Source organism: Streptomyces sp. ATLC9, from assembly GCF_057196705.1.
In genome coordinates, this window is sequence record NZ_JBXUOY010000141.1 from 1 (window position 1) to 13,369 (window position 13,369).

The 13,369-nt window shown below is 72.0% G+C and carries 8 protein-coding genes and 1 pseudogene; 3 read left to right on the forward strand and 6 right to left on the reverse strand.

Annotated elements, in window-relative coordinates:
- Positions 1–199: 199 nt before the first annotated feature.
- The gene (locus tag AC2CJA_RS15735) at positions 200–1,072 is read left to right on the forward strand and encodes an undecaprenyl-diphosphate phosphatase (protein WP_484603334.1); all 873 of its coding nucleotides are present in this window, start codon (positions 200–202) and stop codon (positions 1,070–1,072) included.
- A gap of 118 nt (positions 1,073–1,190) precedes the next feature.
- On the opposite strand, the gene AC2CJA_RS15740 is transcribed toward AC2CJA_RS15735, so the two are convergent.
- The 3 genes from AC2CJA_RS15740 to AC2CJA_RS15750 all read right to left on the reverse strand — a co-directional run bounded on the left by AC2CJA_RS15740 (position 1,191) and on the right by AC2CJA_RS15750 (position 6,571).
- A complete protein-coding gene (locus AC2CJA_RS15740) occupies positions 1,191–3,590 on the reverse strand; it encodes a 2OG-Fe(II) oxygenase (RefSeq protein WP_484603335.1) in 2,400 nt (799 codons plus the stop codon).
- A 1,041-nt stretch (positions 3,591–4,631) separates the two neighbouring features.
- Positions 4,632–4,769 carry a hypothetical protein gene (locus AC2CJA_RS15745; RefSeq protein WP_484603336.1) on the reverse strand — a complete coding sequence of 46 codons (138 nt, stop codon included), beginning with the start codon at positions 4,767–4,769 and terminating at the stop codon, positions 4,632–4,634.
- A 218-nt stretch (positions 4,770–4,987) separates the two neighbouring features.
- Positions 4,988–6,571, reverse strand: coding sequence for an ATP-binding protein (locus AC2CJA_RS15750; protein ID WP_484603337.1), 1,584 nt, complete (start codon positions 6,569–6,571; stop codon positions 4,988–4,990).
- Between the two features lie 703 nt (positions 6,572–7,274).
- On the opposite strand from AC2CJA_RS15750, the pseudogene AC2CJA_RS15755 reads away from it, so the two are divergent.
- Positions 7,275–7,403 (forward strand): annotated as a pseudogene (locus AC2CJA_RS15755) (undecaprenyl-diphosphatase); the annotation flags it as partial.
- 226 nt (positions 7,404–7,629) lie between these two features.
- A complete protein-coding gene (locus tag AC2CJA_RS15760) occupies positions 7,630–8,628 on the forward strand; it encodes a PP2C family protein-serine/threonine phosphatase (protein WP_484603340.1) in 999 nt (332 codons plus the stop codon).
- A 426-nt stretch (positions 8,629–9,054) separates the two neighbouring features.
- Here the strand turns inward: AC2CJA_RS15760 and AC2CJA_RS15765 are convergent, their stop codons facing one another.
- From AC2CJA_RS15765 to AC2CJA_RS15775, 3 genes are read right to left on the reverse strand one after another with little or no spacing between them, the layout of a single operon-like run.
- The gene (locus tag AC2CJA_RS15765) at positions 9,055–11,529 is read right to left on the reverse strand and encodes a glycoside hydrolase family 65 protein (protein WP_484603341.1); all 2,475 of its coding nucleotides are present in this window, start codon (positions 11,527–11,529) and stop codon (positions 9,055–9,057) included.
- Positions 11,526–12,386: an HAD family hydrolase gene (locus AC2CJA_RS15770; RefSeq protein WP_484603338.1), complete on the reverse strand. Its 861-nt coding sequence runs from the start codon at positions 12,384–12,386 to the stop codon at positions 11,526–11,528. The genes AC2CJA_RS15765 and AC2CJA_RS15770 overlap by 4 nt, the downstream gene beginning before the upstream one ends.
- Before the next feature lie 38 nt (positions 12,387–12,424).
- Positions 12,425–13,261, reverse strand: a complete 837-nt coding sequence (locus AC2CJA_RS15775; protein ID WP_484603339.1) for a universal stress protein — start codon at positions 13,259–13,261, stop codon at positions 12,425–12,427.
- Between the last annotated feature and the right edge of the window lie 108 nt (positions 13,262–13,369).

A 13,369-nucleotide genomic window follows, 5' to 3' on the forward strand; every position in this document is an offset into this window, starting at 1 on the left:
GCCTGGCGCAGGCGCGCGCGGCTGCGCGGGTCCGGGGCACCCGCCGAGGCCGCGGAGGGGGCGCCGGGCCGGACGGTCACCGGGCCGGTACGCACGAACCCGCGACGTTCGCCCGCCGTTTCCCTCCCCGTTCCCGACCGGCCATAGCATCTGCCGGACCTGACCGATGATCACGAAATAGGGACGAGCACACCCCGACATGTCTTGGTTCGAAGCGTTCATCCTCGGGCTCGTCCAGGGGCTGACCGAGTTCCTTCCCATATCCTCCAGCGCCCATCTGCGGCTGACCGCGGTCTTCGCGGGGTGGGAGGACCCCGGCGCGGCCTTCACGGCCGTCACCCAGATCGGCACCGAGGCCGCCGTGCTGATCTACTTCCGCAAGGACATCGCGCGGATCGTCTCCGCCTGGTTCCGCTCGCTGTACGACAAGGAGGCGCGCCGCGAGCACGACGCGAAGCTGGGCTGGCTGGTGATCGTCGGTTCCATCCCGATCGGCGTTCTGGGACTGACCCTGAAGGACTACATCGAGGGGCCCTTCCGGGATCTGCGGCTGATCGCCACGACCCTGATCGTGCTCGGTGTCGTCCTGGGCGTGGCCGACCGGCTCGCCGCCCGCGATGCCTCCGGCGGGCGCCACCGCGCCGTGCGCGAGCGCAAGTCGCTGGAGAGCCTGACCGTGCGTGACGGCCTGCTGTACGGCATGGCCCAGGCGATGGCGCTGATCCCCGGCGTGTCCCGCTCGGGTGCGACGATCAGCGGCGGCCTGTTCATGGGCTACTCCCGCGAGGCCGCCGCCCGCTACTCCTTCCTGCTGGCCATTCCGGCCGTCCTCGCCTCCGGCCTGTTCGAGCTGACGGAGATCGGCGAGGGGCACGTCTCCTGGGCGCCGACGCTCTTCGCGACCGTGCTGTCCTTCCTCGTGGCCTACGCGGTCATCGCCTGGTTCATGAAGTTCATCTCCACCAGGAGCTTCATGCCGTTCGTGGTCTACCGGATACTGCTGGGCCTGCTGATCTTCGGCCTGGTCGCGGCCGGGGTGGTCTCCCCGCACGCGGGCGAGTCCGGCGGCTGAAACCGGGCCGCACAGGTAGCGCTGTATGGCGCCCATGTCGCCGCTGATCGCGACATCCGCGTCCCGGGTGCGGACTGCCGTTCCAGGCGCGCGAGCCGCAGGGCTTGTCTGTCCCCTTTCAGCCGCGGGGCCGGGGCCATTTCTCCCGCAGCCACGCCAGGTCGGTCTCGGCGCGGATGCGGGCCGCTTGCTCACGGGTGAACACCGTGTTCGTCTTGGTCAGGACCAGGATGTGGGGGCGTCCCTGACGCCGGATGGTGTGGGACACGGGCAGGCCGGCCAGATCGATACGGCTGTGGATGTGGCGGCGCCGGTCCTTCGCGAGCGGCCAATCCATGACCCGACGGGTGCGGGAGGTGAGGAAGGCGTCGAGGTCGGGGCAGAGGCCGCAGCCGGACCGGCAGGTACCGGCCAGGGTGAGTGACCAGTCGTCCGCCGCGCGTACGGGGCGAGTGACGGCCGCGGTGAGCCGGGCCTCGCAGTGGTCGGCGAGCGTCTGGAAGGCGTGGGCCGCGGGTGCCCCGTCTCGTACGGTCGTCGGTCGGTGGGCCGCGGTGCGCAGGGCCGGGAGCAGGCATTCCAGGGCGGTGTCCGGCAGGCCGCACAGCGCGGTGACGATCGTGTCGGCGGTTTTCGGGTCGCACGCCTGCAGGATGCGGGCCAAGGGAGCTCCCAGCCGTTCCATGCCCGCGCGGCGCTCCGCCTCGCGACCCACGTCGAGCCAGCCGGTGAGCTGCTGCTCGGCCGCTTGCCACGCGCCCTCCACCAGCGGTGCCGCCACCGCGTCTCCGTCACCGTCAGCGGTCCGCAGCGCGGCACAGAGGCCGGGCAGAGACTCGAGCCACGCCGCGCGATCCGCCCCGGTGTACGCGGCGACCGGGCCGAACCAGCTGCCGACGGCCCCGCGCGACCACGTCCGCCCGTACCGTGCGGCCGCTTCCGCGAGATCGGGGACGTGTCGCTCGCCCAGGGTCTCCACCCCGAAGGGCGCAAGGAGCATCGCGGCGGTGTCCGCTTCCTCCAGTCCCACCGCGACGTGCAGGGCGGCAGTGAGGAGTGGAGCGGCCGCTTCGCCCGAACCGCGATGCTTCCAGATCGGGGCGAGCGACCGGGCGAGCGTACGCGCCAGCTCCAACTCTCCGGTGTCCAGGTGGCCCTGGAGTTCTCGCAGGGCTCCCTCGGAGCCGGCCTCGGCGCGTGCCGCGAACGAGCGTTGCCGGGGCCAGAGCACCACTGCGGCCCGCCGGTACCAGCGGTCCAGGGTGTTGCCGTAGTTGCCCATGTAGCCCTCGTACTCGGACTGGTAGGGCGTGAGGTCCTTGTTCTCGGTGGTGGCGCACACCTCGGCGTAAGAGACGGGCAGGGAGATCTGCTCACCGTCGGCGCCGTCGGGGCGGGTCCACCAGTCGAGGGTGATCTCGTCGTCGATCAGGTCGCCCAGCTCGTAGTCGGAGAAGTCGCCACCGCGGCGGCGCTCGGCCCCGGGCTCCCCGTCGGGGTCGAGGAGGCACTCACCCTCGCACTCCTCGTCCTCGCAGCCGTCGAAGTGCTCGACATCGCCGTAGTAGTCGTAGCGGTCGTAGGGCGGTACGGCGTCCCAAGTCTCCTTCACCTCGGCTAATGCGAGGACCGCCTCGCAGCCTGCCTGCCCAGCGGCCTGGCGGAGCCGGGTGGCACGCGTGGCGTCGGCACCCTTGAGGCGGTCCCAGTCCAGGCCACGCTGGGTGTACTCGTGGTCGAGAAGGTACACGAGGCGGTTCGGGGGCGCCGTTTTCCGGCGGCCGTAGGCGTAGCGCTCTTCGGCCGGCTCGGTGAAGTGTTCGGTCAGGCAGTGGGCCAGGTCGGCGGCCGGGCCACCGCCGTCCTCACCGGCCGGGCGGGTGCGCTCGGCGAGGAGGTTCATGGTGAGGGTGACGCGGTAGCCGGACCTGACGGGCTTGACCTCGTGCAGGCAGTCCGCGTAGAAGGCGGCGAAGGTCAGCTTCTCCCGGGACGCCTGGTGGACGACGCTCCGGCCGGCGTGGGAGACGACGAGTTCGCCGCCGGTGTGGTGCGAGGGCAGCGAGACCACCAGGGTGCCCACCATGGAGTCGTACTTCTCGGAGTCCTGGTGCGGCAGGAAGAACTGGCCCTTGCCGTAGACGAGCAGCGCGTGCGGTTCGGCCCGCAGGACGGTGGTGGGCGGCAGACCGAGCGCGGTACGGACGCCGTCGAGGACGCCGCTCAGGGTGCGGTCCCAGTCGGGGCCGCCCAGGATGATCCGGTCCGGGGTGATCTCCCAGGTATCGCGCACGCTGGTGTCGGCCAGGGTCTGCTCACCGCGGCCGAAGCGGGCCTGCCGGGCCTGCGCGATCAGCTTCTTGGCGACCGGAGCGCGCAACGGCAGGGGCAGCACCCCGACGCCGTCGACCTCGATCCGCAGCGCGCGGGCGGACATCTCGATGCGGGTGCTGAAGTCCCCGCATCGCTCCGAGGCATCGAGCAGCTTCGCCAGTTGCTTTCGTGCTCCGTGTCCCATGGTGTTTCGTTCCCCTGGCCGGCAGCGTGCCATTCCTTCTGTCCCGGAAACCCTAGCGCTGCTGGAAGTCCCTGTTCTCAGACGGCAGAACGTCCTTGACATTCGGGGCACCCGCGCAGGTTCAGGGAGGACCCGGCACCGGTGGGGCGTTCAGCGGGGTGATCAAGGGGGCGGTTCTGCTCCCTGTGGAGATCGACCTCAGCCGGATCTTAGGCGGTACCCCATCCCGGTGCCTACGCGCGGGGATGTCGTGCGGCGAGCTCTCTGAGCGGCCGCGCCGACGAACAGCCCGGCTTGCGGCGGCGGGAATCCCGGATCACCAAGGACGACTGACGGGCGCCGCCCGTCACCAGTCGTGCGAGCCGCACCTCTGGCCGGCTGCTCACGTCATCGTCCGTCGCGCCGTTCCGGTCCGTCGGGGCTCCATCCCTTGAGGTGTGGCTTCAGTTCCGCCGGCGTGGGCTCACGCGTGTGCGGCATTCCTGGAAGCCGGGTCAATGAGCACTGTGCATCGTGAAGTTGCAGGTCACGGGCCTGGTGTGCGTAGGGTTCGGGATGCTCGTGCTGGTGGCGGACGGATGACTTCGGCGAAGATCGTCGGTCAGCGGGCGACTTCCCGGTTCGTCAGCACCAGCAGGGCCAGCACGAGGAACGCACCGCCGGGGGAGCGTGAGTGCAGGGCTTTCCGCAAGGCTCGTGCCTCATACCGGGGACATCTTCACCGCAGGGAGGCTACGACGGGCGCGGGGAGAAGATCCCGCAGATCGGCGATCTGAACGTGGGCGGCATGGGTCGCGGTGAACCGGGCGACGGACATGCTCGGCGGGCCGAAGACCGTGGTGAAGGTTCACACTGCGCGTACCCCGTCTGGAGCGACAGCGCGCCACCCGTTTCACTCGAGCAGCGCAGCGTCAAGAGCCCCCGCAGTAACCTCCAGGGCCCGCGTCACCACCGTCCCCGCACGACAGTTCGGAACACTGACGAGGGTTGGCGTACTCCTGACCGTGGTTCCGGGGACGAGGTAACGGGCGCTCTGCCGCCTCATCGCTGGTCGAGCGACGCGACCCCGGCTGCCATGGCCTTCTGGGCACCGGAGGCGAGGCTGCCTGGGGCGCCGATGCGGCCCAGGGCGTCCCACTGCTCGGGGGTGACCAGAACATCGATCTTGATGCCCTCCACTGCGCCGACGGTACCGTCGGCGCAAGTTGTCGAAGAACGTGCCGCGGCCCGCCCCCAGGGTTTCATGTGCTGGCACGGTGCTGACGTGTCAGCACCGAACTGCCGTGATTCCTGGCTGCCGAGCCCCTCCGGCTCCCGCGCCGAAGCCGTGCTGCTCCGGGAACACGGCCACGGGAGGAAGATCCCGGGGGGCGCTCCTGGCTGAGGTCTCCCGGCCGTCAGGCGCGCAGCAGGGTGACGGTGCGCCCGGAGGGCGTGGTCTGCTGCGAGAGGGCGGTGCGCTCGTGGACCGGGGCTGCCTGCGGGCGGGTGTCGAAGACGACGAGGGTGCCCGTGGACAGCTCCATGCGGTCCAGGTAGTCGTCCAACTGTGCCAGCCCCTCGGCGAGGGGGTCGGTGCGGCCCTGGCGCCACACCTTCAGCTCCAGCGCCTCGCGCTGCACCGCCCGCGAACCGTCGGCAGCGGTGTACGGCTGGCGAATCAGCAGGTCCACGCGCCGCCGGCCGACCCCGTATTCCCGGTCGATGAAACCCGCCCCGTTCACGATCCGGTGCAGGTAGGCCATCATCACCAGCTGTGCCGCGGCCTCCGGGTAGGTCGAGGCGGTGGCCAGGATCTCGCCGTTCTCCCGCCAGAACTCGGCGAAGGAGCACAGCAGCTTGTCCATGTCGATCCGGCCGTCCGGCAGCCGGAAGCTGCTCGGGGCGGCGACGACCTGGCCTTCCGTGTTGTTTCCCAGGACCCGGACAATGACCTCCTGGTAGATCGGATTGGCCACCCGCACCGGCGCGTCCGGAGCGACCAGCCCCAGGTCGCGCACGTACGCCAGATCGTCGTCGTACGTGTCCGTCGGCAGGAGCAGCTCGCCCGCGATCACCGGCTGGATCACCCGCCGCACCCGGTCCTCGCCCAACCTGGCGGCCAGCGAGTCCAGATGCGTCGCACGCGCCAGGATCAGCCGCTCCTTCGCCCCCTCCATGTGCTCGGCCGTGATCGGCGTGTCCGACGGCACCCCCATCTCCTCGACGACCTCCCGGGCCAGCGCGTTGACCAGCCACGGCTGTCCCTGGGTAAAGCCGAAGGCACATTCCAGCGCATCCACCGTGAAATCCTGGCCCGTCTGCGTGGTGTGCTGCCCGTACAGCTCGGCGACCTCGGCCGCGGTGAAGTCGCCCAACCGCAGCGACGCCACCTTGATGTTGAACGGACTCGACGTACCAAGGCGCCCCGGATCCCCGCCCGAGGCCGCCTTGTAGTCACGCACATCCCGCAGCCCGCACAGCACCACCGCATGCGGGAAGCCGCCACGGCTGACAGTGAAGCCATCGCGCAACTGGCGCAGCACACTGCGCAGGCTCTCCCCCCGCAGCGCGTCGATCTCGTCGAAGAACAGCACCAGCGGACGCGGACAGCTCCGCACCCACTCAGCCAGCCCCCGCGTGAGCCGGGACCCGGGCACCGCGTCGGGCCAGGAGGCGGGGGGCGCGAGCCCATCAGCAAGCCCAGCGGACTCCGCGGACCGCCGAATCGCCTCCAGCACCAGCAGCTCGGCCTGGCCGTAGTCCTCCCCGGCCACCTCCGCGCTCTCGCACGAGAAGTGCAGCGCCGCGTACCGGCCCGAGGCCGTCAGTTCCCGGGCCATCGCCGCCAGCACCGTCGTCTTCCCGGTCTGCCGTGGCGCATGCACCACGAAGTACTGACCCTGCTCGATGTACCCGCGGGCCCTGGGCAGCCGCTCCTGGGCCGGCACCATGTAGTGACGCGTGGGGACGCACGGCCCGGCCGTATTGAAGTAGCGCATACCGCGCACGCTAGCCGACGGCACCGACAACCTGAGGCGACCGTGCACCCGACCACCGGCTACACCGCCCCGTACGGGCACGAGTGCCAGAGCAGCGGTGCCCCGGTGCGGAGATCACCCGGCGGGCAGACGCGGAAACGCGGCCAGCGCCCGCTGGGGTGCGGTGACCGCTGGAGCGCCTCCGGCGACCGCCAGGGCATGCAGGTCACCGCGGCACAGCTCTTCACGTGCCGATCAGCTCATCCGGGGCACCGCTGTCGCCCCAGTCGGCCTCATGCATCCTGCCCTTGCCGAAAATCTCATCCGGGCTGGTGAGCGACCGAGGCGCGCACTGCGGCCAGAGCCTTGTCGGACAGTTTGGCCGCGGGTCAGGGGCCGGTTCCCCGCGACCACGAACGCCGGGAAGCGGCTGTACCTGCTCCGTCACGGCGGCAAGGAGTGGCTGGACGAAGATCGACACAGTCGCATCGCCGTGGAGACCCGCATGGGCCACGAGGTCGCCGGCATGGAAGGTCTCCACTCGCACGTTGCCCTGGCCATGGAGCAGGAGGTTGTCGATTCGCCGCAAAGCAGGTGACTGCGCCGTTCGTGGTCGACGGAGGGAGAGCACTGGAAGGCGCCATCTCCCGCCACTCTACCGTTCGATCTTGAAAAGTAGTGGAAAACAGCAGGTCAAAGCCGCTCAGGACACGTGGACATAGTTTCGTCCATGAAGTTCATCTCGACCAGGAGCTTCATGCCGTTCGTGGTCTACCGGATACTGCTGGGCCTGCTGACCTTCGGCCTGGTCGCGGCCGGGGTGGTCTCCCCGCACGCGGGCGAGTCGGCGGGCGGGCGAACGGATCGCGCGGACGCCGGAACGAGAGGGGTGGTCCGGGCGGTCCGTGCGAGCGGGCGCGGGAAACGGCGCGACCGCGCGGGTCGCTTTTCCACACCGCCCCGGCCTGGGAAGCTGTTCACAGACAGACGCGGGGCATCCGCACCGAACCCCGGAGTTCATCTTGGCCGAGCGCGACGACGACAGCTACCGACTCCTGACCGGGCTGCCCTTCGCGGCCATGACCGTCGTCGTCCTGGTGGACGTGACGGCCGGTCCGGATGTGGGGTTCCTGCCGCTGCTGTCGCTCGGCCCCGCCTTCGCCAGCCTGGTCGGCGGCATGCGCCGCACCGCGCTGATCGGGCTGCTGGCCCTGCTCCTGTGCTTCTGTCTGGCCCTCTACGACGGCCTGCTGGGGGCCACACGCGGCTATACGGCGCTTCTGTCGGTGGCCGGGGTGTCGGCGGCCGGACTGGTCGCGGCCGCCATCCGCCAGCGGCACGAGGCGGAACTGGCCAGCGTGCGGTCCATCGCCGAGGTGGCCCAGCAGGTGCTGCTGCGCCCGGTGCCCCGGGCCACGGGGCACCTGCGGATCGCGGTGTCCTACACCTCGGCGGTGGCCGAGGCCCGGATCGGGGGCGACCTGTACGAGGTGGTCAACTCACCCTCGGGGGTCCGGGTGATCGTGGGCGACGTCCAGGGCAAGGGACTGGAGGCGGTGGAGACGGCCGCGGTCGTCCTGGCCGCGTTCCGGGAGGCGGCCTACGACGAACCGGACCTGGCGGCGGTGAGTGCCCGGCTGGAGCGCTCGGTCAACCGGCACATGACACAGGAGCGTTTCGTCACGGCCGTCCTGGCCGAGACCCACGAGGACCGCTCGGTGACCCTGCTCAACCACGGCCACCCCTCGCCGATGGTCGTCCGCGCGGACGGAACGGCCCATCTCGTGGAGCCGCCGGAGACCGCGCCGCCCCTGGGTATGGGCCTCGACCTCAAGCCTCCCGAGCCATACGGACTGTCGCTCGCCCCCGGCGAGCAGCTGCTGCTGTACACCGACGGTGTGACCGAGGCGCGCGATCCGGACGACCGCTTCTACCCGCTGGTCCGGCGGGCCTTCCTGCTGCGGGAGACGAACCCGGACATCGGGCTGGAGTCGCTGTGCCGGGATCTGGTGACGCATGTGGGCGGGCCGCTGCAGGACGACGCGGCGATGCTGCTCCTGCGGTACCGCGAAGGGTGAACCGGGCCGGCTCCGGAAGATTCACCCGCTCGGTGGGGGTACTCGGCAGACGACCGACCGCAGCAGTCCGCACCGACCGAGCTGGACCGAGACCATGAACGAATCCCGCCGCCTCACCCTCCGAGAACTCCGCATCCTGCACGAGACCGAACGGGCGCTGCTGTCCGACGCCCGCCTCGCCGCCCTGTTCCGGGAGTTCGGCGGGACGGGGTCCGAAGCGGCCGGGCCGGCGACGGCGGAGCCGGCAGCGGCGCGCGGGCCGGCGACACCGCCCCGCCTGTGGCCGCTCGTCGGCGTCTGCCTCTTCCTGGTCCCGGCGCTGATGGTCCTGCATCCGGTGGCCGGCGTGCTGGTGTTCCTCTCCGCCGTGGTGCTGGGCGCGGCCTGCCGGGCCGGCCGCCGCGCGGATCCCGGCCTTCGCCGCCCTCACCTGTCGGCCAGGTCCAGCCAGGCCGACTCGCCGGGTTCGACGGTGACCGTCCGGTCGGGCAGCACCAGACGCACGGGGGCCTCGGCCGACCCGGGCAGGCTGACACGCATCCCGTCCGAGCGCATCCGCACCCCCACTCCCCAGTGGTGCCGGTAGCGGATGGTGAAGCGGAACCGGGACAGTTCCGGGAGCGGCGCGGGGTCCATCCCCAGGGTGCCTCCGTGGGTGTCCAGGCCCGTCAGCCCGCGCTGCACGAGGTCCAGCGTCCCGGCCATGGCACCCAGGTGAATACCCTCGGCGGTCGTGCCCCCCTGGATGTCGGCGACATCGCCGACCAGTGCCTCCTGCACGTAACGCCAGGCGTCGGGGCGCCGCACCCGGGCCAGCACCCACCCGTGGACCAGGGAGCTGAGGGTGGATCCATGGCTGGTGCGGCGCAGGTAGTAGTCGACCGTGCGCCGCCACAGCTCGTCGTCGAGGGTGTGGCCGAGCCGCTCGAACAGACCCGCCAGTTCGGCGGGCTGGAACAGGTAGCCGAGCATCAGCGCGTCGGCCTGCTTGGACGCCTGGTAGCGGTTGACGGTGTCGCCCTCGGCCTCCAGGATCCGGTCCAGCCGGCGGATGTCACCGTATTTGCGGCGGTAGCCCTCCCAGTCCAGCTCCGCCAGTTCCCCGTAGCCGTCGAACTGGCTGATGACGCCCGCGTGGAAGGGCACCCGCAGCCGCCGGGAGATGTCCTCCCAGCGTTCCAGCGCCTCCCCGTCCAGGGCGAACTCGTGGCACAGCTCATCGCACAGCGGTTCGGGGACGGTCCGGAGCGTCTCCAGGGCCCGGCCGAGCACCCAGGCGGCGGTGACGTTGGTGTAGGCGTTGTCGTCCAGGCCGGGCCGCTCCCTGTCCGGATAGGCCTCGTGGTACTCGTCGGGGCCGACCACGCCGAGGATGCGGTAGCGCCCCAGATCCGCGTCGTACCGCGCGGCGCTCCCCCAGAACTGGGCGACCCGCAGCAGCGTCTCGGCACCCCGGGTGTGCATGAAGTCGATGTCGCCGCTGGCCTGCCAGTACTGCCAGACGTTGTAGGCGACCGCCGAGCCCACGTGGTGCTGGAGGCGGGAGTGGTCGGGCAGCCAGCGGCCCGAGCGCGGGTTCAGGTGCAGGGTCTGGGTCTCCTCGCGCCCGTCGCTGCCGCTCTGCCAGGGGAACATCGCGCCCTCGTAGCCGCTGTCCCGCGCGGCCCGGACGGCCTCGGGCAGCCGCCGGTGCCGGTAGGTCAGCAGGGCGCGGGAGACCTCCGGGAAGTGGACGTTGAGGTAGGGCAGCACGAACAGCTCGTCCCAGAAGACGTGTCCCCGGTAGGCCTCTCCGTGCAGCCCGCGTGCCGGGACTCCGACGTCCAGGTCGGTGGTGTGCGGGGAGAGCGTCTGCAGGACGTGGAAGAGGTGGAGCCTCAGGATGCGGCCCGCCTCGCCCGGCACCTCCAGCTCGGCGTGCCGCCACAGCTCGTCCCAGGCGGCGCGGTGGGTGTCGAGCAGGTCGGGGAAGCCGGGCGCGTACCCGATGTCCTCCAGCGCGGCGTGCAGGGGCTCGCTGACCGCGATGTCGCGTGAGGTGTGCAGGGAGACGGTCTTGACGACGGTCACGGGCCGCCGGGGCCGGACGGCGACGGTCAGCCGCCGTGCGGGCCGCGGCCCGTCGAGGACGGTGCGCTCCGAGACGGCCTCGCCGCTCTCAAGGCGGGTGCGGGCGGCCAGGGCCACGCCGATCTCCGAGTTCGTGGTGTGGCAGCGCACCCAGACGGTGTCCGGCTCGGCCGATCCGGTGCTGTGGCCGGTGAGATGGCGGCCGTTCAGGGCGCGGTAGCGCTCCACGCCCTCGTTGGCGACGCCGCCGTCGAGGGCGGATTCGAGCTCCAGCGTGCCGGTCCAGTTCTCCGCGGTGAAGACGGTGCGCAGTGCGGCCAGGTGCGGCTGCTCCATGTGGACCAGCCGGTGCTGCTCGACGCGCAGCCGCCGGCCGGCGGCGTCCTGAAGGCGCAGGGTCCGGGACAGGACGCCGTGCCTGAGGTCCAGCCGCTGCCGGTACTCCAGCAGCCCGCCCTCGTCGGGGGTCCACCAGGGCGGGGCGGTTCCGCCCCCGGGGGCGCTCGCCGGGTCGCTGCCGGAAGGGCCGCCGGGAGCGCCGTCGAGGATACGGAAGCGCAGGGGCAGCCAGTTGGGCAGGTTGACCATGTCCTCGTTCTCGACGTCCCTGGGCTCGCTCTCCCCCACGGTGGACACCAGCCGGTTGTAGCAGCCCGCCGCGTACGTGCCCGGGTAGTGAGGTCCTCCGGCCTCCGTCTCGGGGGCCGCGCCCCGGGTCGCGAAGTAGCCGTTGCCCAGGGTGCACAGCGCCTCGCGCAGCCGCTCCTCCCCCGGCTCGTAGCCCTCGTAGGTCCATTCCCACCGTTTCGCGGTCCCCTCCGCCACTGTCAGTCCTCCTCGTCGTGCCGGCCGGCGCGGGGGCCGGGCGGCAGCAGCTCGGCCAGATCGGTCACGACCACGTCGGCCCCGTGGTCGCGCAGGTCTCGTGCGCTGGTGGGACCGGCCGTGCGGTCCACCCCGACGACCAGCCCGAAACCGCCCCGGCGACCGGCCTCGACACCGGCGAGCGCGTCCTCGACGACGGCCGTCTCCACGGGAGGCGCCCCCAGCCGCCGGGCGGCCTCCAGGAACACCGCGGGGTCCGGTTTTCCGGGCAGCCCGAGCCGCGCCGCCTCATGGCCGTCCACCACGGCGTCGAACATCTCCAGCACCCCCGCGCCGGAGAGCAGTTCCCCCGCGTGCCGGGAGGCGGATATCACCGCCATGGGCACCCCTTCACGGCGCAGGGCGCGCAGCAGCCGCAGGGTGCCGGGCCAGGCCTCGACGCCGTCCTGCCGCAGGGCGGCGGTGAACAACCGCTCCTTGCGGGCTGCGACGGCCAGGACGGTGCCGTTACCGGGCGGGTCGTCCGGCTCGCCGGGCGGCAGGTCGAGCCCTCTTGAGGCGAGGAAGGCGGCGGCGCCGTCCAGGCGGGACCTGCCGTCGACGTACCGCCGGTAGTCCTCCCGGACGTCGAACGGCCGGAACCGGTCCCGCGGGTCCTCCCGCGGCCGTCCGCCGCCGCGCTCGCGCCACTCGCGCAGACAGTCGTCGAATGCCTCCTTCCAGGCCGCCGCGTGGACCCGGGCGGAGTCGGTGACCACTCCGTCGGTGTCGAACACCACGGCCCTCAGGCCGTCCAGGCGGCGGGCCGGCGGGTGGGCCGGCGCGGCGGTCTCCTCCGGGTCCCGGGCTGCGGCGGGCGGCATGGTCGCTCCCTCCGGTGATGTCGTCGGGGTGGTCCGGGTCAGATGTGCTCCGGTACGAGGGCCACGGGGCAGTCGGCGTGGTGGATGACGGTGTGGTCGACCACTCCCAGCTGGAGGCCGAGGCGGCCCTGCCTGCGGTGGGCGCCGATCACCAGCAGGTCCGCCCGGCGCGACTCCTCCAGCAGCACCACACGGACGGGGCCCTCCACGGCGTGCAGGTGCAGGTCGATCCCGGAGTGCTCGCGGGCCGCGGCCCGCAGGGCGCCGTCCAGGTGGTCCATCGCCTCCCGGTGGCGGGCGCCGGCCGGACCGCCCTGGATCAGCGGATGGTTCTCCGCCGTGTGGGCGGGCCGGCGCCAGGCCCGCACGGCGTGCAGTTCGCAGTGCCGGGCGGCGGCCTCGCGGAAGGCGAAGCGGGCGGCGGGCGAACCGTCCACCCTGTCCCCGACTCCCAGGAGGACCCGGCCGTGGCCGCCGGCACGGGCGTTCTCCCCGCCGCGTACGACGACCACCGGGCAGTCGGCCCGGCCGGCCGCCTCCAGCCCCACCGAGCCCAGCAGCAGTCCCGCGATCCCGCCCCGGCCCCGTGAGCCGACGACGAGGGCGAACGCGTTGCGGCCGGCATGGACCAGCGCGGCCCCGGGTTCCTCGTCGAGGACGACGGTGGTCACCCGCAGTCCGGGGGCGCGCAGGCGGACGCGTTCCACCGCGGCGGACATCAGTTCCTCCGGTTCCGGGTCCTCCTCCCCGCGCTCCTCGACGCCGTGGACCAGGCACAGCGGCACCGAGTGCCGGACCGCCGCGTCCGCGGCCCAGTCCACCGCGAGCAGACTGGGCCCGGATCCGTCGACGCCCACCAGCAGGGGGAGCTCCACCGCCGTCACCTCCTTGTCCCGGCCTCTCACGGGTCTCCCGGTCCCTGTGCCGCCCGTCGCGGCCGGAGGGTCACCGTTCCCGGGAACCGGCGGGTCGCGGGTTCACCC